The organism is Paenibacillus sp. YN15 (assembly GCF_003285005.1).
Taxonomy (GTDB): domain Bacteria; phylum Bacillota; class Bacilli; order Paenibacillales; family NBRC-103111; genus Paenibacillus_AR.
Map to the genome: position 1 here is coordinate 95,549 of NZ_QMFA01000020.1, position 26,466 is coordinate 122,014.

18 protein-coding genes and 3 pseudogenes are annotated in these 26,466 nt (G+C 48.9%); 1 reads left to right on the forward strand and 20 read right to left on the reverse strand.

All coding sequences use genetic code 11. The annotated features are described in order from the left end of the window. Positions 1–819: 819 nt before the first annotated feature. The 20 genes and pseudogenes from DQG13_RS31885 to DQG13_RS17005 form a co-directional block, all read right to left on the reverse strand. Positions 820–3,018 (reverse strand): annotated as a pseudogene (locus tag DQG13_RS31885) (pectate lyase family protein); the annotation flags it as partial. Positions 3,019–3,045: 27 nt separating this feature from the next. After that, positions 3,046–4,362, reverse strand: a pseudogene (locus DQG13_RS31890) (fibronectin type III domain-containing protein); the annotation flags it as partial. Between the two features lie 385 nt (positions 4,363–4,747). After that, positions 4,748–6,340 carry an extracellular solute-binding protein gene (locus DQG13_RS16920; protein WP_113020967.1) on the reverse strand — a complete coding sequence of 531 codons (1,593 nt, stop codon included), beginning with the start codon at positions 6,338–6,340 and terminating at the stop codon, positions 4,748–4,750. Positions 6,341–6,399: 59 nt separating this feature from the next. Next, the gene (locus DQG13_RS16925) at positions 6,400–7,296 is read right to left on the reverse strand and encodes a carbohydrate ABC transporter permease (protein ID WP_113020968.1); all 897 of its coding nucleotides are present in this window, start codon (positions 7,294–7,296) and stop codon (positions 6,400–6,402) included. A gap of 2 nt (positions 7,297–7,298) precedes the next feature. After that, positions 7,299–8,204, reverse strand: coding sequence for an ABC transporter permease (locus tag DQG13_RS16930; RefSeq protein ID WP_113020969.1), 906 nt, complete (start codon positions 8,202–8,204; stop codon positions 7,299–7,301). A 255-nt stretch (positions 8,205–8,459) separates the two neighbouring features. Beyond that, positions 8,460–10,775, reverse strand: coding sequence for a cache domain-containing protein (locus tag DQG13_RS16935; protein ID WP_181592800.1), 2,316 nt, complete (start codon positions 10,773–10,775; stop codon positions 8,460–8,462). Between the two features lie 129 nt (positions 10,776–10,904). Then, complete coding sequence (locus tag DQG13_RS16940; RefSeq protein WP_113020971.1) at positions 10,905–12,653, reverse strand: hypothetical protein; 1,749 nt, start codon at positions 12,651–12,653, stop codon at positions 10,905–10,907. Then, positions 12,650–13,312 carry a type II restriction-modification system restriction endonuclease gene (locus DQG13_RS16945; protein WP_113020972.1) on the reverse strand — a complete coding sequence of 221 codons (663 nt, stop codon included), beginning with the start codon at positions 13,310–13,312 and terminating at the stop codon, positions 12,650–12,652. Before DQG13_RS16945 ends, DQG13_RS16940 begins: the two co-directional genes overlap by 4 nt. A 120-nt stretch (positions 13,313–13,432) precedes the next feature. Then, a complete protein-coding gene (locus tag DQG13_RS16950; protein WP_113020973.1) occupies positions 13,433–13,882 on the reverse strand; it encodes an ABC transporter permease in 450 nt (149 codons plus the stop codon). A gap of 88 nt (positions 13,883–13,970) precedes the next feature. After that, on the reverse strand, positions 13,971–14,945 hold the full coding sequence (locus DQG13_RS31740) for a hypothetical protein (RefSeq protein ID WP_181592801.1): 975 nt from the start codon (positions 14,943–14,945) through the stop codon (positions 13,971–13,973). A 571-nt stretch (positions 14,946–15,516) separates the two neighbouring features. After that, complete coding sequence (locus DQG13_RS16965; protein ID WP_113020974.1) at positions 15,517–17,838, reverse strand: helix-turn-helix domain-containing protein; 2,322 nt, start codon at positions 17,836–17,838, stop codon at positions 15,517–15,519. A gap of 43 nt (positions 17,839–17,881) precedes the next feature. After that, positions 17,882–18,766 (reverse strand): carbohydrate ABC transporter permease, encoded by an 885-nt coding sequence (locus DQG13_RS16970; RefSeq protein ID WP_113020975.1) that lies wholly within the window; start codon positions 18,764–18,766, stop codon positions 17,882–17,884. A gap of 16 nt (positions 18,767–18,782) precedes the next feature. Beyond that, on the reverse strand, positions 18,783–19,703 hold the full coding sequence (locus DQG13_RS16975) for an ABC transporter permease (RefSeq protein ID WP_113020976.1): 921 nt from the start codon (positions 19,701–19,703) through the stop codon (positions 18,783–18,785). A 79-nt stretch (positions 19,704–19,782) separates the two neighbouring features. Continuing rightward, positions 19,783–21,432: an extracellular solute-binding protein gene (locus tag DQG13_RS16980; RefSeq protein WP_181592802.1), complete on the reverse strand. Its 1,650-nt coding sequence runs from the start codon at positions 21,430–21,432 to the stop codon at positions 19,783–19,785. Positions 21,433–21,722: 290 nt separating this feature from the next. Continuing rightward, a complete protein-coding gene (locus tag DQG13_RS16985; RefSeq protein ID WP_397333986.1) occupies positions 21,723–22,457 on the reverse strand; it encodes a class I SAM-dependent methyltransferase in 735 nt (244 codons plus the stop codon). 153 nt (positions 22,458–22,610) lie between these two features. Then, positions 22,611–22,889: pseudogene (locus tag DQG13_RS31515) on the reverse strand (helix-turn-helix transcriptional regulator); the annotation flags it as partial. Between the two features lie 149 nt (positions 22,890–23,038). Continuing rightward, complete coding sequence (locus tag DQG13_RS16990; RefSeq protein WP_181592803.1) at positions 23,039–23,392, reverse strand: DUF2200 domain-containing protein; 354 nt, start codon at positions 23,390–23,392, stop codon at positions 23,039–23,041. 17 nt (positions 23,393–23,409) lie between these two features. Further along, on the reverse strand, positions 23,410–23,898 hold the full coding sequence (locus tag DQG13_RS16995) for a VanZ family protein (RefSeq protein WP_258525708.1): 489 nt from the start codon (positions 23,896–23,898) through the stop codon (positions 23,410–23,412). Positions 23,899–24,001: 103 nt separating this feature from the next. Then, positions 24,002–24,451, reverse strand: a complete 450-nt coding sequence (locus DQG13_RS17000; protein WP_113020979.1) for an SRPBCC family protein — start codon at positions 24,449–24,451, stop codon at positions 24,002–24,004. Positions 24,452–24,612: 161 nt separating this feature from the next. Then, positions 24,613–25,479, reverse strand: a complete 867-nt coding sequence (locus tag DQG13_RS17005; protein WP_113020980.1) for a hypothetical protein — start codon at positions 25,477–25,479, stop codon at positions 24,613–24,615. Between the two features lie 345 nt (positions 25,480–25,824). Here DQG13_RS17005 and DQG13_RS17010 point away from each other — a divergent pair, with 345 nt between their 5' ends. Next, positions 25,825–26,433, forward strand: a complete 609-nt coding sequence (locus DQG13_RS17010) for a 3'-5' exonuclease (protein ID WP_181592804.1) — start codon at positions 25,825–25,827, stop codon at positions 26,431–26,433. The last annotated feature ends 33 nt before the right edge of the window (positions 26,434–26,466 follow it).

Below are 26,466 nucleotides of genomic sequence, written 5' to 3' on the forward strand. Positions count from 1 at the left end.
CCGGATTCTCTTGGATAATTACCGAATCATATTCGCCACATAAACAAGGTCAAGAATATCGATGATCCCATCTTGATTAAAGTCCAGATTGGCATTCCAGCCCGCCGCACCGGACCGGAGTCCGTAAGCTGCGCCAAGGATGGCCAGGTCGCCGATATCCACTTGGCCCTCAAGCGGCTTAATGACTTCGCCGAGGAACGTATCCACCGCCGCGTTCAGCGCGATTAAGGCTTGATCCGCCTGCTGCTGGGTGGAGGCGCTGTTGGCCAAAACAGCCTTTGCCGAATCGATGGCTGCCTTCAGAATGCCCTTCGCACCCACCGGATATTGGGCAATCTTGGTCCCTTCCACCGCAGCGTTATGGCAGGCTTCTGCACTTAACACTGCTGCCTGCAGGGCAGACAAATCCACCTTGCCCACGATCTGAATCTGGAGGGAAACGGCGGCCGCCTGCTCAACAATGCCGGTGCTTCCCGAAAGTTTGACCGTTTGAGCGGCAATGGCGGTTGTTGGGGCAACAGCTTTGGCCTTCCAGGTCAATTCGATCAATGGCCCGTCTGCCGTCACAGCCCCTTCCTGTCCGAAGCTGGCCACAAGAAAACGGATTTGGCCCGGGACATCCTTGATTTCCCTCACAATAGACAGTCCGGACTTTAAGGGGTTCGCCAAAACAAACTCCACTTTAGCACTGTCGTACTGGAACGTAATGTCCTGCGCAAAAATGGGGGTGGAAATATTGCTCAAGCCATACTTCGTCGCAAATTCCGCTCCGACTTCCACCGGCTCCACATGGGAAAGGGAGACAACGGGCTTGTTGCCTACCGGCGCCGCAGGAGTTGCGCTGGCCTGATTGGACGGCAGGCTTTCGCCAATGGCGTTAACCGCTGTAACCACATAGTAGTAGGTGGTGCCGTTATTTACACCGGTGTCGATATAGGAGGTCTGGGTGACATTGGAGGCAACCGTTGCAAACGTACCGTTGGCGCTGGTGCTTCTCTTCACGGTATAGGACGTTGCCCCGGAGGATGCTGTCCATGTCAGGGCAACCTTGGCGTCGCCTGCAGATGCAGTGACGGAAGCCGGTGCGGAAGGCGCTGTGGGCACTGGCGTTGTCGGTTCCGTCGAATTGCCTCCAATGGAGACAATAGAGCTTGCGTAGCTTTTGATCTTGTTCATCAGCGGCGCATTGATACTGTACGAAGGGTCATCCACCTCATTATTAAAGGTCCAGGTAAAGTCCCCGTTATTCATCCGTCCGGCTTTGGCCGTTACAACCTGCTCCACATCGCCTGCGGGATGGATATTTGCTGCGTTTACCCCTGTGTCAATCAGCGTATCGAAGTTATTGTAGACCGTTCCGCCCTTCAGGGTGACAAAATGGCTTGGCACCGCTTCGCTTCTGGACGATGCCAGATAAGCGTCGAAGGAGGTGGGATTGGCCGGAGCTGTTCCTGCATTGGAGTTGGCATAGATCAGACTGCCGGGATCACGGATGATGTTATCGTAGGCTTTAATCATGCCGCCCGTCTCGCCGGAGAAGGTGCCATTGGCAACCCCATCCTTGATATCCGTACCTTGCAGGGAGATCATCATCGGATTTTTGGCATTGCGGAACAGGTTGGATTCCACAAAGATGGAGCTTCCCGTAGTAGCGCCTACCCCATATTTGGCGATTCCGTCAAAATAGTTGTTATAGACATGAATCGTTCCTCTTCTGACCCGCGGATGGCGGGAGTCGGAATGGTCAAACCAGTTATGGTGCAGGGTGACAAAAAACTCATTGGACTCGCTCAAACCGACCAGAGCGGATTTTCCGGAATCCCAATAGTGGTTATACGAGAAGGTGATAAAGGTGGAGCCGCCCTTCAGATCCGTGGAGCCGTCGCCCTTGGCCTGGTCCGCATCTCCCCCGGCAGTGCCGTAGAATAAATCATTATTATGCAGCCACACATTGGCATTGCCCGTATCCAGGGAGATGCCGTCGTCAGGGAAAAGCATGATTCCCATATTCCTGATTTCGGCATTTCCGGCATATCTGACTAGGAAGCCCCAGCCATGCGCATACGCGTCTTCCCCGATGCCTTCCAGGGTTATATTCATTTCCGCATAATTGGACTTGCCCTTTACTTCCAGATATCCGCTGCTGTTCAACTGGCCGCTCATGTCGGCAGCCGTCACTTTCCCGATGAACCGGACAGCCAGAGGAGTTGTATCATAGCCTTTTTGCCGCAGGGACAAAATGTTGCCGATACCGATTCCTTGGGTAATAGCGCCTTTGTTGCTGGTGATAACGTCAAGGGTTACGGTTTTGGCGGTTTCCGGCGTAACATAAATCACCTGGGCCCCCGGTCTAAGCGTACCGTCATCGTTATAAGCCCCTGAGCCTGTTTTGAATGTGGAGTTGGAGGCAAATGCAAAACCGGATCTGTCATGCTTCTCTACGGTTATGATGTCGGAAACCGAGCTGGCTCTTGAATTGTCCGGCAGCACAGCCTCCACCTTCAGCACATAGTCTCCGGCTGCAAGGCCTGCAGCATCGGCTCTCCAATATGTAGGGTATTGGCGGATTAATTGCGTATCAAGCTGAGCATATTGGGAATCGGCTGCGCTTAAGGGCTTCACATATACGTTATACCCTTGGGCATTGCTGACAGGAGCCCATTCCACATAAGCGGTCTCGAACCAGCCGCCGCTCTTGGATAATACAGGACTGAAGGCGTCCAACGGCACAGGGGCGGCGGAGACAACAGCCGAGCTTACGCTCTCCCCGTCGATGTTCACCGCAGTCACGACGAAATAATACGTGGTGCCATTGATCAAGCCGCCCACCGTATAGTTGGTGGCTGTTATGTCGGCGGCAACCGTTGCAAAGCTCTCCCCGTCTGTGCTCATTTTCACCTTGTAGCCGGCTGCTCCGTTCACAGCTTCCCACGATACCATAACCTTGGCATCGGCTGCAGTAGCCCTTACCCCTACAGGCGCCAAGGGCGGCGGCGATTGCACAGGGATTGCCTGCACCTCCGCTGCGTCTGCGCTGGGGCCTACGCCGTTAACGGCGGAAACTGTAAAGTAATACGTTGTAAGGTTCGCCAGCCCCGTTACCGTGTAGGAGTTGGCTGGAATGTCCGCCACAGAGGTGTACGGGCCTCCGCTGGCTGTTCCATATTTAACTGTGTAGCTCTGCGCTCCCTCAACAGCACTCCAGTTCAAAACCACCTGGCCGTTCTGCGGGGAAGCAGTAAGCCCTGTGGGGGTGGCCGGAGGCTGCGGCTTCTGCGGCGTTGCCATAACCTGTGAGGAATCGGCGCTCTCCAGACCGTTGCTGGAGGCGGTTACCACATAGTAGTAGGCGATACCCTTGGTCAACCCCTGGTCCACATAGGAACCGGCTGTAAGGCCGGACTGGACATCCGTGTACGGACCTCCGTTTGTTTCCGAACGCTTCACCGTATAGCTCACTCCGTCTACGGCAATCCAGGACAAGCTCACTTGGGCATCGCCCGCTTCAGCCGCAAGGCCTACCGGTGCGGATGGCCGCGTGACTTTGGTGTATACCTTCAGATTATCGTAGTACATGCTGGAGGTCTGAGATGATGTGGTGAAGCCCGAAAGCTGCGAGATTTCCGCAGCGGAATTGGCCGCAGTTTCGGAAAACTCGAACACCCCGGCGCTGGAGAAATTCCCCGATGTGCCTGCACGGGCGAAGGCTTGGGCTTTTTTCTCGTTGGTATCCACTTCCAGCCTGATCTGATACCAAACATCCTTTTGGTAGCCCTGGACCACCCGCTTGTTGGAGCTGGCGCCGTACAAGTATTGGGACAGATTCGTCCCGCTGTCGCTTAGCCGCAGCTCAATCAGCGCCTGCCCCAATTGATTTTCCAACCGGATGACCTTGTAGCCGTGGCTGTCCATTCCCGTTTTTTCCACGCGCCAATCAAATTCAACCGTCACCAAGCCGGTAAGGGAGGAAGGCAGGGTCCGCACAAATTTGCTGTCCCCGCTGTCCGTATCCTTCACAATCATTACATTGCCTGTTTTCTCGTTATTGACAGCAGGGTTGGATATGCCGCCTGCTTCGATAACCGTAACATCATTGGTGGGTGTACCCGGATTAGGCGTAATGGCATAACCGGCCGCTTCCAGCCCGGCGCGGTCTGTTATGCTGTTATATCCATCATGAATGATATCCGTTATGATGTAATCATCGGCGGCATGAGCAGCCGGAACCAAAGCCGGAATCCCCGGCAATATCAGATTGAAACCAAGCACCGCCGAAATCACCATGCTTAGCAAACGTTTTCTTTTCATGGAGCCCTCCCATAAAAGTAATGTGGCCGCATGTGTGAGGTACTTCCACTCCATGCCGCCCCTGCAAAATCATTCTCATGAACAAAGGTATTTCCTCATCCCTTTTCTTCCCCATCCCTTTTTCCGGTATATGCTGGATAACGCCCCCTCTCGACCTGAAACCGCTTTCTAAGCATAATGAATGAAGCGCGTTTCATGAATAATCATTGCCTCACAAGTAGCGTCAAATTTGCTCTATCTAAGCTAGTGAGCATCTGTGGAATAAGGGGCCGCGTTATGAAAACCTTAGGATGCGGTTGGTTAGCAGCAAACTGCCATGCAAAAAACAAAAAGCCCTCCATAAACAGAGGGCAAGCTGCAATATTGGATATTCAGTTTATCAGCTCCGCGTATTGAAGCCGCCGCCCGGACGGGCAGCCTTCCTGTTTTGCGGGCCGAATTATTTCAACTGATCCTTATTCTGCTGGTACCAGTCATTCACGATTTTATCCACATTTTCTCCGCCAAGCCGCTTCCATTCCTTGTGCAGCTCGTCCATTCCCGTCTGGGCGGTCATGGACGCTCCGCCTGTTACTACCTTGGCCTCAATCTGCTGGGCGATGGGAGCAAAGGTGGCCAGCAGTTGGGTCAGCTCCGGCATGGTCGGGCTATAGGCGATATCGCGGCGGTATTTGTTTTTGAGAGCGATCTGCAGAGAGTCTCCTTTTTTCTTGGCATATTCCTGGGAGACCGCATCCTTGGCGGCCATGGCCGGATACCATTCCGGCTTGATGATCTGCTTGCTCACAATCGCATACTCATTGGCATAACTGACTTCCTTGCGCAATTTTTCCGCATCGATGGTCTGGGGAATTTCGCCCTCATACTTCACATGAACGTTTTCTTCCCCATATTTAAGCGGCATCCAGCCCGTATCCAGCATCCAGTCCAGGAACTTGAAGGCCGCCTCGATTTTATCTTCCTTCATATTGGCATTAAAGGCGGTCAGGATGTTCGGCGGCGTTTCCTGATAAAGCCCGTATTTGCCGTATTTCGTCGAGAACGGCTCCATTGGCACCAGATTGGAGTCAGGCAGATTTTTCTTCAGATCCATAAATTCGTTCTCGACGTTCCAGGAGGCCAAATAGATGCCCGCTTGGCCCGTGGTCAGGAATTGCTTGGAGCGCTGGAAGCTCTTGTCGGTGATATATTCCTTGTCAATCAGACCCTCGTCAAACAGCTGCTTCTGGAAAGCCAGCGAATCCATATACCGGTTGGAGAGGCGGCCAAATTCCAGTTTGCCGTTCTCCAGGAACCACTGGTTCTCATGGGTCCCGAAGAAGGCTCTCAGGACCGAGGCGGAGTTGCCGTGGAAGGCGATGGGAACCGTATCCGCCTTGCCGTTGCCATCCGGGTCCCCGGTCTTGAACTTCCGGGCCACCTCCAGAAACTCCTCCTGGGTGGTGGGCATTTTCAGATTCAGCTTATCCAGCCAATCCTGGCGAATCCAGATGCCGTGATTGGCAACGGAGCTGATCATGCGCACGCTGGATACCGCATACATCTTGCCGTCGAAGGTCAGATAGGACTTCAGCTCCGGGTTATCCTTCAGATATTGCTTGTAGGACGTGCTGTACTTCTCGATATAGGCGTCGATGGGCTGAATGGCCCCCTGATTGGCCAACTGGGCAATATATCCGCGGTCAAATTCCCAGATCAGATCGGGTGCGCTGCCGGAGGCAATGAGGGTGTTGAGCTTGGTTTGCGCCTCATTGCGGGGGACCGGAATCCATTTGACAATGGCCGGGCCATTTTCATTGATCCACTTGGTCCAGCGGTTGCTCTCGTAGCTACCTTCTTCAGCCGCTACTGTTCCACGGTCAAACATGGAGATGGAAATTTCCTTCTTGGGCGCCGGGGAGGCTGCCGTTCCGCCGGGTGAGGCGGAGGCTTGGGGTTCAGCGGCATTGCCGCCGCAAGCGGCCAGCATGGATGCGGTCAGACAAGCTGTCACTGCCAAAGCAATTCCTTTTTTTCTGCTCAATCGATTCATCCCCTATTCAAATTTTTAAGTTCAATTTATATCCAAGCGGGTTTTTGCCCGCTGTGATATCAGCCTTTTACAGAGCCGATCAATACGCCCTTGACAAAGTGCTTCTGCAAGAACGGGTATACCAGCAGGATGGGAGTGATAGCAATAACCACAGAAGCGGCCTTGATGGCTTCCGGCGTCAGGAGAACAACGGCTGCGCCTTCGCTCCCGCCGCCATTGTTGAGCAAGCTCTGGTCCACCTGCTTAATCATCTGGTAGAGCTTCAGCATCATCGTCTGCAGGCTGGACCGGGTAATATACAGCATGACATTGAAGTAGGAGTTCCACCAGCCTACTGCGTAGAACAAGGACAGCGCCGCCAGAATCGGCTTGCACAGCGGCATCATAATCTGGATCAGAATCCGCCAGTTTCCCGCCCCGTCTATGGAGGCCGACTCCTCGATTTCCTCGGGAAGCCCCTCCATAAAGCTTTTCATCACAAACATGTTATAGGTACTGATCAAGGCGGGCAGCCATAACGCCCAATAGGAATCCATCAAACCGAGGGATTTGATCAGGATGAAATTGGGAATCATGCCGGCCACAAAAATCATTGTGAAGGTAATGAACATAAGCAGGAGGCCGCGTCCGTACAGCCGTTTCCGGGATAAGGGATACGCCGCCATAATGGTCATGACCATATTGAGCACCGTTCCCACTGCTGTGACAATAACGGTGTTGCCCATGGCCCTGAACAGTTGGCCGTCCTCCAGCAGCCGTTTGTACGACTCCACATTAAATTCCACGGGCCACAGGAATACCTCCCCCGCCGTAATCGCCCGGCTGCTGCTGAAGGAAGCGGCAATTTCATACCAGAAGGGATATAGAGTAATCAAGGACAAGCACGCCAGAAGCAAATAGTTCACGGATGCGGCCACCCGGTATCCGGGCGTAAGGCCGCCGCGGTTGCTGCGCATAGTTACCAAAGCCCCCTTTCGCCAAATAAACGGATAATTTTGTTGACGCTGACTACCAGCACCAGACTGATGGCCGACTGGAACAGGCCCAGCGCAGTTGTGTAGCTGTAGTTCATGTTCTGCAATCCGATGCGGTACACGTAAGTGCTGATGACATCCGCCACATCCAGCACAGAATCGTTCTGCAGGGAGAGGGTTTGCTCCAGCCCCACATCCATCATGCTGCCCATTCGCAGGATCAGCAGAATAGCGATGGTGCCCCGTATGCCGGGAAGGGTAATATGCCAGATTTGCCTCAGCTTGCTGGCCCCGTCAATCTTGGCCGCTTCGTACAGCTGCGGATCGATGGCAGACATGGCAGCCAGGTACAGAATCGTTCCCCAGCCCGCCTCTCTCCAGATGGAGGACAGGGTGTACGCCACCGGCCACCAGCCCGAGTTGGCCATGAAATAAATCGGTTCCATCCCAAAAACATGATGCAGGATCAGGTTCACCACGCCGGTGCTAGGGGACAGCAGGGCAATCAGAATACCGCCCAGCACAGCCCAGGAAATAAAGTGGGGAATGTATAGCAGGTTTTGAATGACCCGCTTGAAGCCCTCCAGCCGAATCTCATTGAGCATCAGAGCCAGAATAATTGGAACCGGAAAGCCGAAGGCCAGGCTGTATACATTCAATAGCAAGGTGTTGCGCAGCACTCTCCAGAAGTCGGCGCTTTGAAACAGCATATGAAAATGCTTCAGGCCCACCCAGTCGCTTCCGAAAATTCCATCCACAAAACGGTAATTCTTAAAAGCAATGATTTCCCCGACCATCGGGGAGTATTTGAACAACAAGTAAAACGAAACCACCGGAAGAAGCATGACATACAGGGATTTATTCTGCATGATCCGTTTCCGTACAGACATAAGCGCGATCCCTCCTGAGTAACTGCCCAAGCTTGCAAGCTGTGCATTGGATGATGTCCTCATCCTATCCGGCCGCGGCGGATTACGCTAGCGATTCCTTCTGGGATAGGTCGCTTTTCTTTGGAATGGGGCAGTCGCAATTTTTTCCCAAGGTCATTTTTCTTTCGATTTTGGCCCACAAGACGCAAAAAAAAAGCCGATGAGCAATCATTCATCAGCTTTCTCTTTTACAAATTGGTCTCATTCTTTTCCCTGTCAGTCATCCGCCTGTTCGTTGGCCAATATCCGCTCCCGGTATTCCGTGGGAGTCAGGCCCGTATACTTCTTGAAGGTTCTCATGAAGCTGCGGCTATTGGTATAGCCTATGGCGTCCGAGATTTCATTGATTTTAATATTCTTGTCCTTCAGCAATTCCTTGGAGGCGCGAATCCGGGTTTCGATCAAATAATCGATAAAGTTTCCTTCCGCATGATCCTTGAAGAGCTTGCTGATATAGGTGGGATTCAGGTGAAATTCATCCGCCAGCTGATCCAGGGAAAGGGCGCTGTCCGAATAATGCTCCTGGATGTACACCAGAATGTTGTCGATGGTGTCGCTTTTGCCCCGTTGGCTGCGCCGTTCCTCAATAGCGGAGGCCAAACCGGACATAAAGGAGCTTACCAACTGCTCCGCCTGCCTCCAGTTTTCGCATTGATGAATCCGATCATGCAAATTGCCTGCTTTCCCCTTCAGCTCATCGGTGTTCATGCCCAGTGCTTCCACCGTCTGCAGAGCCCGAACCGCCAACTCGAAGGAAAATTGCCGGATCAGGTCGGGAGACAGATTGCTTCGGACTGCCGCCTGATAAGCCTCCGACAGCAAGCTGTCCATCTTGTCCGGATCGGTCTGCTTCAGAGCCTCCAGAATCCGGTCGATGCGCTGGACGAATTGAAGATAATCCTGACTGTCCGTTGTCTGCAAATCTTCAATGGAAATAACCGTGTGAATGCCTGTCATCATCTTGTAGCGCAAGGCCTGCTGGGATTCTCCATAGGACAGGGGAATATCCTTCATATCCTGATAGCATCTGCCTACACCCGCGGTAACGGTCACGCCTATTTGCCTGCGCATAATATCCAGTATTTGCTCCAGCAAGGCGGCAGCCCTCAGATGGTTCTGGGCTTCATCGCCTTCCGCAAAGCTGAGCAGAATAACCGCGCGGCCCCCGCCTATGTCAATGGCAAGCCCGGCATTCTCCCGGTTGATAATCTCCTCGGCCACATTGCACAAGGCATAGGTATAGAGAATCTCATCCTTGGGATCGATTCCCCCCTCCTTGCCCACTTCCGCTGTCACCACCACAAACCATTCCGGCAGCAGCCGCCCTCCGGTAAATTCCAAATGATTCTTCACCATGGAATAATCCGTCCGGTATCCCACCAGCATGTCCATGACGGTCCGCCACTTCAGCATCGGCTTGGAATCCCGCACCTGCCGCTCCAGATTCTCGCGGTCCAGGAACATCTGGTCAAAGACCGTTTCAAGATAAGAGAAGCTTTGGTGAGCGGCGGACATCCCCCCTATTTTCTGATGGCTGTATTTCCCGGAGAGCTTGCCAAGCAGCAGGTCCATTGGCCGGAAGGTCTGGATGCTGAAGTAGAAGATCAGGATAATGGCAATCAGAAACATGACGGCGGTAAACGCCAGGAGCAAATTGCGGGTCACGATTAGAGGCCCGTACGCCTGGCTCTCCGGCACGATGCTGACGATTTTCCAGCCGGTGTACCCGGACGTTTTATAGAATACCGATTGTTTGACGCCGTCCAGGGTTATGCCGAAGGAGCCGCTTTTTTCCCCGGTCAAGATACGCTCAATATATGGAAGCTCTTTCATATTGCTGTACAGCTTGCTTTTGTCGCTGTGGGTCACCACGTCCCCATTGTCTGCAATCACAAAGGTGAGCCCCTGGTAGCCCTCTTCATAAATATCATGAATCATCCGGTAGAGTACCGCTTCATTCATATTAACCGCCAGAAGTCCCGTCCGGTGGCCGGGGGCGCTGACAGCGGGATAGGAGCGGATCAGCGTCACCACATCCCGCTTGGTTGCTCCATCCCAGATTTGATGGGTGGGCAGCCATTGGAAGTAGCCCTTCATATTTAAATACTCGGTCAGCCATTTATTTTCGGATATGTCCTTGTTCATAAAGGTCTTTTCCGACAGGATATTTCCGCTCTTATCGGAATAGACAAAAATGGAGGAGAAATGGGGATTCCGGTTCAGGAAGCTGCTCATCTTCTCATTAATGGCATAGAAGCTGGCATACCGTTCCGGCTCATCCTTATAAACATTGCCCATGAAATAAGCAAAATCCAAATCATTGGTCAGCTCCAGCAAATCCTTCTCGATCTGCTGAAAGGCCATCTCCATTTTCTGATCGAACTGTTTGAGCAAAGCGTAATTGGTTTCCGTAAGCTGGCGGCGCAGGCCTCCCACTGTTCCCAGGTAAGAAAAGAGAAAGGTCAGGGTAATGACCGTAAGCAGGAGCCCCCCATAAATAAGCATAATTTTTTTGGTAAAGGTGAACTTCATCAGCTTCGCTCCCTCGGTGAAATTCGCTTCCATAGTCTATCCATTGTACATGGAGCGCAAATCATTGCCTACTGCCATCTTTTTATGCCAGGTCGCTTTTCTTTAGGAGCCAAAAAAAGAAAGCCCATTCTATAAAAGAAGGGCTTGACCTTTCAATAACTCCATATACTGTTGGTAGTCGTCAGGCGTCAGTGAAGCTATTTCCTCTGACTCGACTTTTATTACGTCAAATACAGCCTTGATCTCCTCAAAGGTTGTATTCTGAGCGGCCTTGTATAAGTCAATCCGCATCAAAATATCTTTGGTGTATGGCCTTTTCTCATCCAAAAATACAACGGATTGCAAGAAGTCCTGCACAATCGAACCATTTAGGACTGCAAATGTAAACGAGGCTGTTTTCATATCGTCGAATGGCAGGAAGTAGCAGGTGTCGTCTAACATTACTGCTTTGCCGTTTATCGGGGGAACCAATGTAAAAGCGGATTTTTTGTACATGCCCGATATTGCCACCTTGTACGCCGAAAACGAATAATCGCCAACGCCAAAAATTGAAAAATCAGGTTTTCCTTTATAGATACTTGACTTTCTGGCTTCAAATTGCTTTTTGTGATTCGTTAAATATCTCCAAGTATTAGGGAAGTCGCGCTCAATAGGAGCCGTTTCCTCGCCGATACTCTTTTGGGTAACAATCACTTTTTTTCTTGGGCTTTCCGTTATCACACTTGTTTTAAGGTCAGAGCTTTTTAACAAATCAAATACTAAAGCATCCTCAATTTCCACAGCCTCTTTAAGTTTATTGGTCAGCCGGCCTTCCGCGAAATCCAGTTCCATGACACTGGAGCAATCATGCTTAATGCCGGACCTCCAAGTAAACTGGCAGCAATGATCAATCATGGATGAATGTTTGTACTTTTCGATGTTGGATACGAATTTATGATTATGCCACCCGAAAGTAGATACTTTATGATCAGGCTCGTCTAATTTATAGGTGTCACATACTATTTTATCTGCTTTCCCGCCCAACCTGGCCACAAATAATGAAGCATCTGCAGCCGCATTAAAGTCCTTCTTGGCGTCAATGTTCAATAGCTTCATATCGGTAATATGAAAATTCTTTTTAGGCAGATCCTGCACGAGCTTTTTGGCAACCGAGTTTTTACATAACATGGCAAACGTACCGTTGCAATTCTTAAAGGTCTCAAGCATCATTAACATAATGTACTCGCAGATATCAAAATTACTCTTTCCCGTTAAAGCATCCAGCCCTTTATGTTCCTTAAAGTTTTGTTTTTTCGGAAGGTTTTTTGAATCCAGAGAGCCTAGCTCCGAATTGGTAACCCACGGCGGATTTCCAAGGATTAAGATTTCCTCTTGCGGATTAAATAAAGCTCTATCAAATGAATGAGTAAAAATATCATCATGGAACAACTGAATATCGGGCTTTTCCCATGTCCGATTTAGGGCTTCCGCTTGATGAAATAATGCTTGTTTGGAAAGCCAATGGTAGTTTTTTTGAATTTCGACGGCATAAACCTTCCGCAGCTTCGGGAAACATTCGATAGCGCTGCGAATGAAATTGCCTTTGCCGAAGGTTGGCTCAATCACCACAGCAGGATTTATTTGATAATGGGCAAGTAAATAATGGCAAACCTGTGAAGCGAGATGGGAGGGGGTTTGGAAATCGCCAAACTCCCGTTCACCCTGAACAATCCGCTCCATATCCAATGACTTAAACTCCTCAAGCTCGTCAGCGGATTGAAAAAAATCTCTGATGCCTGTAATGCTGTGAAGTTTTCCGTTAATGGCCTTAAGGTCTGATGAGGAGAGCAATATATCGTTGAGGGCCGGTTTCATTAAGACATCCACTTTCCCGATCATATAATCTTCACAATTCCTTTAACTGAGTCTTTAGGGGTATCCACGATTCGCTTATACTGAAGTCTCCACTGGAGAGCATTGGAAATCGTAAGATAACCTTGTTTGGGGCGATTCTCCATGATTTCCTCGGCAAGCCCCTGAAAAATGATTTCATCGCCGGGGAAATTTTTATCATAGAAAAATCCGACCAGGTCATCGACATTGCCATTGTTGTCAAGGATTTGCCTTATCCCTTTTGTTGTCTGAAAGTCGCCCGTTCTCTTCTTATCGATGAATGCGCAGCTGATAAAGTTAAGCTTAGTTGTTTGTGTTTGGGGATCGTCCTTTTTGTCATAAACAAACAAAAGCAAATTATATCCAAGTCCGTATACCTTTTCTCTTGGAGACTTAAAAGGACAGGATGATTGCGGCTGCTTAATCGAAGTCACTTTAATGTCTGTATTAATATCATCCGACGGCAAATCAATGCCTTTTGCTGAACTGCCTATTTGAATTTCGTAAGCATCCGAGATGAAGGTCTGGAAAGCATGTTCAACAAAAGTCCCAACTGCCTTTCCGTCCGTAATTCCATAAAGCAATGGGTTTGCATACTGGGATTGTATAGCGCAGAACTCTACTGCTTTAACAAGTAAACGCGGGATCGTCAGGAGTTCTTTCATTTATTGCGTCACTCTCTCTTTAGTTTAATAGTCATATCATAGCACAGTATTCCCCCCCGGTACATGATGGCAGTCTGCCGCGGCAGCAAAAACCAAATCAATCGCCAGTGCGGTCTGCATTCACGCGACAGATCGTCTATAAATACTCGTTGCCCAGCTAAGAGTGATCGCAAGCAGCGGGATCATAACGGCAAACGCCAAAAGAACCTTCATATCCCCAATTGTGCCGCCGGCTAATACGCGAGAGGCCTCGACTACATAATACAGAGGGTTTAGGTGCGCGAGAACGCGCAGCCATACAGGCCCAAAGGATATGGGAAGCAAAACGCCTGCCAGCAAGGTAACCGGAAGCTGCAAGCCTGTGATGACAGCAGCCAAGGTGCCGATGTCTTTTAACAGGAGCCCTAAACTGCCGCTGACGGCAGATACCACAGCGGTCAATATGCTAAGAAGGAGCAGCAGAACGGCAAGCCCGCCAACGTGAATGTGAAACCCAGTGAAGCTGGACACACCAATGACAATAAGAGAAGGCAGCAAAAACATCACAACATCCTTCAACACGTTTCCCATGAGGCGTGCCCTCCGCCACAATTTTCCCGTGATCCATAATGGCAAGCCGGTTGCTTAAAGGCGTCCGCTTCATCCAAATAATGGGTAGTCAAAAAAATGGTTGTGCCGCCCTCTTGCAGCCTTCTGATTTGTTCCCAAAGATTGGCGCGGTTTTGCGGATCAAGTCCGGTGGTCGGCTAATCGTGAGCGTGTCGGTCGTTTGATTGTTCGCCCCGTCACCGCTCCATTTGTACGAATATCCGGCTTCGAGCACGTCCGACGGTGATAACCCTCTTCCTTCGGCGGTAATCACCAGCGTTTTGCCGCCGAGAACCACAGCGCCGCTGGCAATGAAGCTGTCATTGTATTTTGCGATGATGGCTGAGCCATTGGACGCGCCGGCATCCTCTGCCTTGAATTCAACCGTGTAGTAGTTGAGCGTTTTGGCAGCGGTTCCAGAAACGGCAACTGTTTCACCGGTGTCATCGCTGCCGTCAAAAATGTTATATGTACCGTCGTAAACGGCAAATGTAACCGTGCCGCCAGTGCTGGAGCCGGTACCTTTTATTTCCCCATTCTGCCGGAGCGTGAACGATTTGCCATGGCCGTCAAACGGCTGGCCGTCTTTGCTGATGTCCAAGGTTACGTTGTAAGCGCTTGCGAAAGACTGCTGTATTGCGGTTAAATATACGGTTACACGGTAGTGCTTAACATTCGTTTCATCCTGCGAGACAACTTTGATGTACACATCATTTTCTCCCGCATGGAGAGAAATTGTATTCTGGTTTGCACTGAAATTCGAGTCACTGTACAGCCCAACCGCCGCTGCGGAAGAAGCGACAACATCATCCGCCGTAATCTGGGTTTGCAAAACATTGACGCTGGCCGTGATCGGATTGTTTTGTTGTCCATCTCCTCCGCCCGGGGCGATCGTCTCCCCTGCCACGCTGATCAGCACAGCCTGGCTGGACCCGGCTGGATCGGCCGCAAGTGCTGTCAACGGCGCAAGGTTGGTGCCGATTGCCGACAGCATCATGGCCAAAACCAAGACCATGCTCAGAATCATGCGTTTTATTTTGCCCACAGTTATTGCCCTCCTTATACATATATTAGATTGTAGTAGGACAAAGCAGCCTTGGCCTTTTTGCCCATGCTACTATCATTGATTATATAAAACGGCGGCGCCTGTATGGAATGCAATATGGTATCTTGTCGGATGTACAATCGTACACTCATTTCAGAGTACAGAATATCCTGTAATTGGTTTGCTATTTGTGCAATAATCAGGTTTAGGGAGGAATTTGGAAAAGATTTCCTCACATGTGCCATCATATAGTCAAAACATGCAGATAATGTAAAAAGATTTCTATTATTTGATATGATAACGACAACTAGAACATTGAAGGAGAAATATGAATGGACATAAATCAACTTGTAATCCAGTATTGGAATCAGGCGAATTCTTGCGGGCCAACTGTGACTATCCTGGAAGTTGGAGCGGGGAAGTTGAGCGTTAGGCAAGCCCATTCGATAAATTCCAATTTGTTGAGCAGGCCAGCCTGTCTCTTCTTCCGGGGCGACTCATCAACTGCAATACAAAAAAACTCCGCCGCAGAGGTGGAGTTCATTAAATTTAGTTGTTTGTTGACCGGCGTTCACAAGGAGCTGTCCCTATTCATTTCCCGATAGACTCCCGGGGTCACTCCCTCATACTTTTTGAACAGCCGGATGAACGTGCTTACGCTGTAGATGCCAACCGCCTCGCCAACATTCTTAATCACCGCGTCATCCGCCAGCAGCATCCGCTTCGCTTCCGAGATGCGGTATCGATTCAGATAATCGGATAGGGAATCGCCGGTCTGATCCTTGAAAAACCGCGACAAATACGACGGATGAAGATCAAAATGCTCAGATATCGTCGCTACGGAAACGTTGGGATTCATATAATGACCGCTGATATAGCGGAGCAAGTCCTCCTTCAGCCTTACGTTGCGGCTTTTTTTGCGCGAATCCACATGGGTGCATACGCTGTGGAGAAACATGTCCATGCGCTGCCTCATTTCGCCGATGGTCTGCTCCTGAAGAATGGCCTGCACCGCTCGGCAGTTGTCCTCATACAGCTCGGGATGCACGGACGCGGCCTCCATCGACGCCTTCATCATCGTGCTGATCATATCGAACATGAAGCAGCGGGCCAGGCCCACGGACAACCCGCCGCCGTGCAGATTCGATTCGATGACATTGTCCATGATTGCTTTGGCTTTATCGTAGTCGCCGGATTTAACCTGATTAATGAGCTGCTGCTCCATCTCCAGCGGATACGCATAGCCGGCTCCCTGTTCCTGAATGCGCTCGTAATCGATAGTCGCTCCCGTTCCCATGAGCATCCGGTATTCCATCGCCTCCACCGCTTGGCGGTAAGCATCCGGTATAGCTGCGATGGAAGGGTGCACGGCGCTGATTGCAGCGGTAAACACAATGCGGAAGCGCTGTTCAATGATGCTTCTGGCCTCCTCCAGCAGACGCAGCAGGCTCGCCTTCGCTTCTTCCGAATCCGCGCCGGACTCAAAATTGACCAGGCAAGCCAGCATCTCGTCAACCTCCGTCATCCAGCCGCGATGCTCCCTTCCCGCCAACTCTTCAATAATATTGGACATGATGAGATGAACGAACCGCAAATTTTTCTCGGGATCGAGCTCCTCCTCCCGGAACAATCCGCTGAAATCCTCGATATAAAACAACATGACGGCGCATTGGCCCGCTTCCAAATCCAGGCGGTATTCGGCAAGCGCCTCCTCCAACGGGAAGTTGGCCTCCAGACGGCCTTTGAGCAATCTTACAATCAGATTGGAGCGGAGAAAGGTATTCTGCTGTTCGATAACACGATTCATTTCCACATTTTGCTCCAACGTCTGTTCCAGGGTCGCTTCAATATAATTCATCTCATTGTCAGACGGCGACGGCCTCAGCCTGAACTTCAGAGACAGCATATTCATGAGCCGGTGGATGGGATTATAATTGCGGCGCGCGCCGTAGATCGCCGTGGCCGCTCCCAGTATAATGGCGATGACGACCATCAGGATACTGAGATTGCGCACATATTCGACCTTCTCCTGATAAACGTCGGAGGGCAACGTATATACGTAGGTCCAATTCACCAGCGAGGAACGAATGTAAGATACGATAAGCTGTCCGTCCCCATTCTTTCCCTGAAAAGTCCCGTAATCGCCCGCAGGCTGCCATACGAGAGGAGACGCAGGGGCAATACGCTCCACGGAAGCCATGATTTGATTAGTATCGTTCATAATATAGGCATTGCCTTCATTATAAGTCTGGATATTCCGCAACGATGTCTCCAGATGCTCTTTATTCATATGAATGACCAGTGTAGCCAATTTGCTTGCGGGATTCTCAATGGGCAAGGACTGCGCAAGCATAAGGCTGCCGCTTCCCGGTTCCATTCCCAATTCCTCGCCGTTCATGAGAACTCCGCGGTACTGCCTGTCGAGGAAGCTGCGCCACTCGTCATAGGCAATCCCCGATCCTTCCAGATACATCTGATAATAGACCTCGGGACTGTAATAAGAGCGGTCGGTCAATATGAAATCCCCATTGGCGAAATAAATATAGAAATGGTTAACATACCGGTTCGTAGAGCTGTACAGCCTGAAATCGGCAAATGCCTGCACCATCGCCACACGATGATCGGTATTCAGCTCGCGCGGCGCGAACAGAAATTTGCGCACATGGGTATTAAAGGCTATGACATCCCGCATACGGTGCACATGCTCGATCTGGGAATCGATCTGCTCCCGCAATTGCGTCAGAAGAGAGAAGTTGGCCCGGTTGATCTCCTCTTCAATAACCCGATGCGTCTGCATGTAAGCGATTCCCATCATGACAACGGGAATAAACAGTACCAATGCATAGGATTGCAGCCATGTGTACAGGATGCTTTTTTTTCTCCATTTGAACATCCTCTGCCCCCCACAACTTGAACGCGTCGTTGCAGCGATTCAACTACCCTTTGATAGAACCTATCATAACACCTTTGACAAAATATTTCTGCAAAAAGGGATAGACCAGCAGAATCGGCAGCGTTGCAATGATAATGGTGGCGTATTTAACGCTTTCGCCAATCGCTTCCAAATCACCGGAGGAAGCATCCGACGCCAGAAATTGAGCGCTGTTCTGAATCAGAATTTCCCGTAAAACAAGCTGCAGCGGAAACAAGGAATGATCCCGCAAATAAATCATCGCTCCAAACCAGCTGTTCCAATGACCGACGCTATAGAACAGGATCATGACTGCAATAACCGGCATCGACAACGGGACGACAATACGGAATAAGATGGTGAAGTCCTGGGCGCCATCGATTCTGGCCGACTCAATCAGACTTTCCGGAATCGACTGGAAGGAGGTTCTTAGGATAATCAGATTCCAGGTGGAGACAAGTCCGGGAATAATCAAGGCAGCCAGGCTGTTGCCAAGCCCCAGCCAATTATTGACCAGCAGATAGGTGGGAATAAGCCCCCCGGAAAAAAACATCGTAAACACAATAATCAGCATAATCGGACGCGTCCACGGAACGCCCTTGCGGGACAGCACATAAGCGCCCAGGCAAGTAACGAATAAATTGGACACCGTCCCCACCGTGACGATGAACAGCGTATTGTGAAACCCCGTCAAAATATTCGGATTGCGGAATACCATCGTGTACGCATTCATTGTAAAGCCAAGCGGTTTTAACAGCACGCCGGTATGGGACAAGAGCCGCATGGAATCGCTGATGGAAGCCATGAATACGTATACAAACGGGTAAAGCGTAATGACAATCATAAACAGCATAAACAGGATATTAAACACGTTAAAAGTCGTTTCTCCGATGCTCTTCCGAACCTTCATCGCCTCTTTCCCCTCCCTACCATAAGCTTGTTTCGCTTGTTTTGCGGCTGAACCAATTGGCGAAGATCAACAGAATGAAATTCAGGCTGGATTGGAACAGCCCAACTGCCGTTGCATAGCTGAATTCAAGGGAAGAGGTCAAACCCCGGCGGTATACGAATGAATTGATGACGTCGGCGGTCACATACGTGTTGGGGTTGTAAAGCAAGATAATTTTTTCAAATCCGATATCCAGCATGCTGCCGATTTTCAGAATCAGCAGAATCACAATAACCGGAGCAATTCCCGGCAAGGTCACATGCCGCATCTGCTTCAAGCGCGTCGCTCCGTCTATTTTCGCCGCTTCATAAAGCTCCGGATTGACGCCGCTGATCGCCGCCAAATAAATAATCGAGCTCCATCCCACCGATTGCCATACATCCGACGCAATATAAATGGGACGGAAAAACTGGGGATGTCCCAGCAGCGCAGTCCGCTCCATTCCCAGCCACACCAGCAGATCGGTGATCAGACCGTCTCTCGACACAAACTGGGTAATCATGCCGCAAATGACGATCAAGGATATAAAGTGGGGCAAATACGTAACCGTCTGCACAATCCGTTTAAACCATGATCCCATCAGCTCATTGAGCAGCAGCGCAAACAGAATGGGCGCCGGAAAAACAAACAACAGCTGATACAGATTAAGCAAAAACGTGTTTTTGAGCAATCTCCCAAAGTAATGACTGTTGAAAAAATCGGCGAAATGCTGGAAGCCGACCCATGGACTTTCCAATACGCCTTTTGCCACATGGAAATCTTTAAAGGCGATAATCGCTCCGTACATGGGCGCATATTGAAATATAACATAATACGCAATGAGGGGAAGGATCATGATATACAAATACTTATGGGACCTGTAGTCCTTGCGCAGCGCATTCGACCACCGTTTTGGCATAAAGCTTCGTCACCACTCATTCTGTGCAGAAATATTCGGGATGGGGCGCAATCGTCCCCATCCCCTCAAAGCGTTGAAATTACCGCTTGTTGTACCGTTCCACCGCAGCCGTTTTAAATTCAATTGCCTTTTCGATGTTCATTCGCTTCAATTGATTGACAAAGTCGTCGAATTTGTCCAGCGGCTCGGAGCCCATTACGAATTTCAGGAACATTTCATCGCGATAGGTGTTTACCTCGGCCATAATCGTCGTCAGCTTATTCGCTTCCTCCGGCGTGTGGCTGATAAGCGGCAAGCGGGTTTTGTACGCATTATTCTGGTATTTGCTGAAGACAACCGACGCCGCTTGCTGCTGCGGAGTGGCAAAGTATTGCTCCGAATAGCGGTCATCGCCGACAAAGCCTACCCACGGCATATTCACCCGCAAATATTTGCTCATGGCATCGGAAATGGTCAGACCGTCCTTATTCTTCATAATCAGGTCGGTATATCTGGGATAACCTTTATCGTCTGTATACGTAAGCCCTTCCACGCCAAACGACTTCAACATATGGCCTTCATCGGAGTAGAAATAGTCCAGCCATTTTGCCGTTTCCTCCACCTGCCGGTTGGAGGTGGTAATCGCCACGCTGCCGGTTCCGCGATATTCATATGAGGTTGTAATGAAGCGCGGCTCCTCTCCGGCTTTCAACACCGGATATTGTACACCAACCAGATCATACTTCTTGTCCTTCGCCTGCAGCGCCGGCAAATATTTGCCCATTCCGCCGCCAATGGCTCCAAGGAGAGCGCCCGAATTGCCATTGATGATTTTGGCGTCAAAAGCAGCTCCGTCCTGGGTAGCGAAATCCGGGTCCAGCAAACCTTCTTTATACCAGGCGTTCAACAATGTCAAATATTGCTTGTAGCCCTGTTCAATCGGACCGTATTTGACCTTGCCGTTGTCCAGATAGAACTCGGTGCCAACGCCGAAGGCTCCGTTAAACTGTTGGATATACAGGAAATTGTTCGGCAGCATCGTTACCGGAGCCTTCGCTCCCTTGCTCTCTTTGAAGGCGCGCAGCATCTTCGTCCAATCGTCGATGGTTTCCGGAGCCTTCAGACCCAATTCATCCAGCCAATCCTTGCGCAGCATAAATCCGGTGGTTACCCCATTATTGCCGATACCGATGCTGGGAAACACATACATTTTGCCGGAGTCGGTGCTCACCTGCTTTTTCATATCCGGATTCTCATTTAAATATTGATTCAAATTCGGCGCGTATTGCTTAATAACATCGTTCAGCTCGATGATGACATTATCGGCCAACGCTTTTTCGGGGCCGCCCGGATAATTGTTAAAGTTGTACTCGATCATATCCGGGTACTTGCCTGAGGCAATCAGCAAATTAAATTGTTCGCCCTCGCTGCCAACAGCCGGATGCTCGAAGGCAATTTTAACCCCCGTCCGTTTCTCCAGCTCCTGATAAAGCAGCGAATCATTAAACGTTTGCAGCGATCTCGCCGGACCGGCTCCCAGTGCTCCCCAATAAGTCAATGTCACATTCTTTTTCGCATCCCCGGACGGCTGCGTCTGATTCGATGATCCGCCGGCGGGCGGCGAACTCCCCGCATTGCTGGCAGTCCCGCCATTTCCCGAGCTGCACGCAGCGGCAATGATCAGAACAACCGCCAGCAGACATGCCAGCATGACCCGTGGCCGATTGCTGCTTATTCCTGGTTTCTTCATAACTTCCGATGACCTCCCCAGTGGATATCTGGCTCTCGTCGAGCTCGCTCTCAATATACAAGATGCCATGACACCTTGTAGATAGACAATACCTCATTTCGATGCGCAAATGATGACATTTCCCCATTTCCATCTGCTGCATCCATGGGCAATTAATGATTTCTTCACGGATTGGCAGGGCCATGACTGTCCCCGCTGCGCCATTCGCGCAAACAGCCGGCTGCGCTGAAGGTTCCAGTGCAACCGGCTGTTTGAACATGCAATGAATTCAACAATCCCCACACACAATTTTATCTCTTTCTCGCCTTGATAACAAAAGTCACCGGAAGCATCTTCGCTTTTTGGGCAAAGCTGCTGTCCTTCGATTGCAGCATTTCATTATCAGACTGCTCCACCATTTGCTCAATAACAAATCCCGCTTTTGCCAGTGCATTCACATAAGTTGACAGCTTACGGTCCGATAATGATAGGACACCTCCGCCAACAGATACCGAGTACCAAGACTCATCAAAGTAGCATTTCTTGAAAACAAGCATATCATTTTCTGCTGCAACACATTTATGTACGGGATGAGACCAACTGAAAATAAATACACCATCTTTTTTAAGATAAGAGGCGACCCGGCAAAAAGTGCCCTCAAGGTCGGTAGTCCAGCCTATTCCATAAACCGAATAGACAAAGTCAAAATAATCCGCCGGGATTCCACATTCCTCTTCCATAGGGGAACAGATCAATTTGGCTGAAAGATTGCAGGCCGCCAAATGTTGCTCTGCCTTTTCGATCTGTTCCATCGATAGATCTATACCCCATAGTTCAGATGCTTTGCGTTCACCCATATACTGCAAGGAATGGCCCGTTCCACAGCCTATCTCCAGCACCCTTTTTCCTGATATATCGCCAAAAAGCTGGCATCTTTCTTCTGAAACAAATGCACCATAAAGCGGAAGTGCAGTTGTTCCTATAACATCACTCCCTTTTGTATCCCAGAAAACCCCGTTTGTTTTATGAACAGTTTCCTTGTCCATATCGATCGAGATAGCGTAGCCAACCTCACTAGCACCAATAATGTTTGCTCTTTGATTAGAATCCTTCTCCACGACAATGCCCTCCATTAATACCAATTTAAAGGTTAGGCGTGGAAAGGGCTTAAGCGTTGCCTCCTTGTCTCGAGCCAAGGATGGCGCCAAACCATGCAATTGACTGAACGCTCTGGAAAAAGCAGCTTGGGACTCATACCCATAACGCTGTGCAACATCAATTATTTTTTCTCCATTTTGGATATCCAACGCAGCCACAGTTAATCGCCTGCGGCGAATATACTCGGATAGCGGGATTTGAGCCAGGAAGGAAAAAATCCGCCGAAACTCCCACTCGGAGCAGTTCATAAATTGCGCTGCTATATAATAGTTTATCTTGTTAGAAAGATTGTTTTCAATATATTCCATAGCTTGGTTCATCCGCTTCTGCCAATTTATAGCCTCACCTCCTGTAAGGACTATATCAAAGAGTTGAAGGACATTCTTTGCAGCAGGTGTATTTAAATGCAAAGTGATGCCGCGGCTTTGAGAAAAAAGCTCCGCCGCGGAGGCGGAGCTTCATCAAGCGGCTACATGCTTCTCAGCACCTTCTCCATCGGCTTACCCTTTGCCAGTTCGTCCACCAGTTTGTCCAACCAGCGTACCTTCTGCATAAGCGGGTCTTCGATCTCCTCGACACGGACTCCGCAGATTACTCCGGTGATTTTGGAAGCGTTCGGATTGATTTGGGGGGCTTCGGCAAAAAAGGTCTCAAAATCCGCTTCTCTATTCATTTGAGACTGCAATCCCTGTTCATCGTAGCCTGTCAGCCATTGAATGACGGTATCGACTTCCGCCTTCGTGCGCCCTTTGCGCTCAGCTTTTTGAATATACAGAGGATATACGCTGGAGACTTTCATTTTGTATACACGTTCATTTTTCACTCTTTATCCCTCCATATCTATTGGATACGCACCCATCGGTGATTTACTAATAGCAAAACGACAAACAATATGGCTAAAGCTGTTACTACCGCAGCGAGCACATTCAAGACCTTATTTGTCTTGCCCTTCAAAACCGTGGATAACAAGGCATAAATGCCGATCCCGATTAACCCTCCGAGGGTGTTGCTAAACACGTCAGTGATGTCGGCTCTGCCGATGGCAAAAATGAATTGTATGATTTCAAAGATCAAAGTTAAGCCAACAATTGTAAGAAGCTTTTTCACAAAAGGCCGCGGAGCTTTAAGCATACAAATATAAATTCCCAAAGGTACGAAAGCGAGAATGTTCGCTCTGATTTCGCTGAAGCGAATGAAGCCGTCGCCATCGAAAGACCCCAGAAGCGGAATCAAATTGATGATTCGTCCTTCCTCCATTACCGTGATAGAAAATTGCAGCTTGAAGAGAATCAGCCAAACTAATGCCAGCAAATAAATTGCGAACAACACGAGCGTAAGCCTGTTTCGTTTTTCTGTTTTTATATCAATCGCGCTCCTTCATTGCTGGGCTTAGGATCAGTTGCATCCGCACAATCGCCAACCGTGAAGACCATCAGCCGTTCCGCATCACGTCCTCCAGTTTTTTTAAGGCCTTCCCCCACACAGCCTCAAACCAATTGCGGGCTTCCTCCCATTGCTCACTCTTTCCCCAGCCCGTATGCACCAGGTGTATGGCCGTGGCACCTTCACCCCGGGGAGCAAAAAAGACAGCGACATGGGTTAAAGGCGCGGCTGCGTTCATACATTCGGCAAATTGAACAGGCCCTTTCCACTCAAAGCACAACATTTCATTTTCCTCGATAGCCGTAACTTTGCACCCAATGGTGCTATTAACTTCTCTGTTATGTATATCCCAAAATAATTCATAGCGTCCACCCACAAACGGCTCCACCTCTGCCCCTACAGCCAACCACTCCGTAATTCCGGAGCTTTGGGTAAACATTGCGAAGGCCTTAGACAGGCCACCGTTCACTGTCGCCTTGCAATGAATGATCTTGTCCAATTTTCGAACCCTCCATAATGTTGCGGTTTCATTACATATCTCCGGGTGTTTCCTCAGTCTTTGGCTCCTCCCCGTCGTCTGCATTTCAGCTACTTCTTGCTATGCTTCAACTACCCAGCATTTCCATTCCAAACAAAGCTAATTGATCTCAAGTCTTGGACTTATAGTAATTTGCGATATGTACTTTTAATGGTGTATGTATCAATTTGAGATGGGAGCTCTTCCTTATTTAGTAGAGCGCGAATTACATTAATAACTCTAGCATCTGCAGGAAGATTTATATTATTTCCACCTAAGCGAGTAATAAGTATCGGTAAAGAACCCCTTTTTCTGTATATAGAAATTTCAAAAGACATTTTAGCAAATCCGGGTTTCCAAATTTCAGCTTCAACTAGCTCCTCCATCTGAAGGATATCATTATTAGCATGGATAATCTGCTTCCATGTGTTATTAATTCCAAATATACACTTAACTCTTCTTTCTTCGGCTATTTGCCGGATAGCGCCTAAAGAAAGTTTGGTTGTCTCCAAATTATAAATCCAATCTTTTTGCGCTTGAATATTTAGCTTCCAGTTTTTTGAGTGGTATGGAAAGAACTCTATGGTGTGAAGAAATCCGATGCGTTCGTTAAGTATTCTCTCTGCTTGCTTTCTTCTCGCCTCTCTCCACTTAATCGGTTCTTTTTCATGAAATTGTTGTGGGGTCCAACCAAGATGTCTTTCCTTAGTGTCACTATTCCACAAGCCGCGGCTTGTCTCTTTATCATCTGAAGGGTATCGTTCCATCAAATCCTCTTCAGGCACCTCGCCTGGGTTTATTAGCAATAGTAAGACATCGTCTATTGTTTTATCCTTATTGTGATCCAGATAACCGTAGAAAGGCTCCGGATAAAAGGATAAATCAAAACGTTTTAAAACCTTTGCCGGTATTTCCCTCCACTCTTTGCAGGATTTCAGTTCATTTGATGGGTTGTCCAACTTGAAGATATTTCTCCAATATTCAACTAAATTTTCAAGATTATAATTCATTTCTTAAGCCTCCGATGCTAACAGAAAAAATCCTCCAGGAGTAAGCTCTTGTACCCTCTGCATCATATTATCATTATAGCATTCTAGCATACAAAATATGCACCGCCTGACTTTTTCAGCTATCCCCCTCCATGGGATTGAGTTCCGGGCTGTACCGGGGAGGAAAACCAGTTGATCGCCGCAAATGCTTTTGTACCATGTACACCAAACGCAGACCAGGGTTGGTTGTTTTGAATAGGTGTATAGAAATGACTATTTACTATAAACCGAATGGTGAGTACTATTTTAAGTATTGCAGGAAATTATATCAGAATAAATGAAAAGAATTTGTAGAGGATGAATGATATGTTTAAAATTATTGAAGATGAAAAAGAGACGTATGTTGTTAACGATATCCTTATAGAATCCTTTATCGATAAAAAATTCTGTGTTTTTGATCTTGAAGGAACCGGTCTAGATTTCGAAAATGATAATATCATTCAGTTCGGTGCTGTTATTGTGGACAATAAGGAAATAAATAATGATATCTATTTTGAAAGATTTGTTAAACCATCAAAGCTAATACCTAAGAAAATAGAAAATTTGACTGGCATTACAAATAAAATGGTACAATACGCAGGTTCGTTTGATGAAGTATTTCAAGAATTTCAACAGTTTTCAAACGATTGTATATTAGTGGCTCAATGCGGATATGAATATGATTTTCGAATTTTAAGCTCAGAGTGCAAGCGTAGGAATATAAATTATGGAAATTTCATGGAAATGGACACAAAAATACTTTTTGCACACTTGCATCCGGAACTTCATGATACTTTTTCAACAGATTTCCTTTTGAATTATTACTCCATCGATGTATCAGGCTTAAAAAGACATACCGCATTAAATGACAGTATTATCATCGCTCATATTTTAGTTAATATACTTGAGTGTTGCAAAAACTTTGCTGTCGAGTAAGCGAAGTTAGAGTCGTTCTTTTAGAACCTTCGT

What these genes read in the sequence shown, in the direction of transcription:
- DQG13_RS16985 (WP_397333986.1), bottom strand. Translation starts at nt 22,457, where the DNA reads ATGGACAAGGAAACTGTTCATAAAACAAACGGGGTTTTCTGGGATACA.
- DQG13_RS16965 (WP_113020974.1), bottom strand. Translation starts at nt 17,838, where the DNA reads ATGTTCAAATGGAGAAAAAAAAGCATCCTGTACACATGGCTGCAATCC.
- DQG13_RS16980 (WP_181592802.1), bottom strand. Translation starts at nt 21,432, where the DNA reads ATGAAGAAACCAGGAATAAGCAGCAATCGGCCACGGGTCATGCTGGCA.
- DQG13_RS16975 (WP_113020976.1), bottom strand. Translation starts at nt 19,703, where the DNA reads ATGCCAAAACGGTGGTCGAATGCGCTGCGCAAGGACTACAGGTCCCAT.
- DQG13_RS16940 (WP_113020971.1), bottom strand. Translation starts at nt 12,653, where the DNA reads ATGATCGGGAAAGTGGATGTCTTAATGAAACCGGCCCTCAACGATATA.
- DQG13_RS16935 (WP_181592800.1), bottom strand. Translation starts at nt 10,775, where the DNA reads ATGAAGTTCACCTTTACCAAAAAAATTATGCTTATTTATGGGGGGCTC.
- DQG13_RS17010 (WP_181592804.1), top strand. Translation starts at nt 25,825, where the DNA reads ATGTTTAAAATTATTGAAGATGAAAAAGAGACGTATGTTGTTAACGAT.
- DQG13_RS16970 (WP_113020975.1), bottom strand. Translation starts at nt 18,766, where the DNA reads ATGAAGGTTCGGAAGAGCATCGGAGAAACGACTTTTAACGTGTTTAAT.
- DQG13_RS17005 (WP_113020980.1), bottom strand. Translation starts at nt 25,479, where the DNA reads ATGAATTATAATCTTGAAAATTTAGTTGAATATTGGAGAAATATCTTC.
- DQG13_RS16950 (WP_113020973.1), bottom strand. Translation starts at nt 13,882, where the DNA reads ATGGGAAACGTGTTGAAGGATGTTGTGATGTTTTTGCTGCCTTCTCTT.
- DQG13_RS16930 (WP_113020969.1), bottom strand. Translation starts at nt 8,204, where the DNA reads ATGTCTGTACGGAAACGGATCATGCAGAATAAATCCCTGTATGTCATG.
- DQG13_RS16920 (WP_113020967.1), bottom strand. Translation starts at nt 6,340, where the DNA reads ATGAATCGATTGAGCAGAAAAAAAGGAATTGCTTTGGCAGTGACAGCT.
- DQG13_RS16925 (WP_113020968.1), bottom strand. Translation starts at nt 7,296, where the DNA reads ATGCGCAGCAACCGCGGCGGCCTTACGCCCGGATACCGGGTGGCCGCA.
- DQG13_RS16945 (WP_113020972.1), bottom strand. Translation starts at nt 13,312, where the DNA reads ATGAAAGAACTCCTGACGATCCCGCGTTTACTTGTTAAAGCAGTAGAG.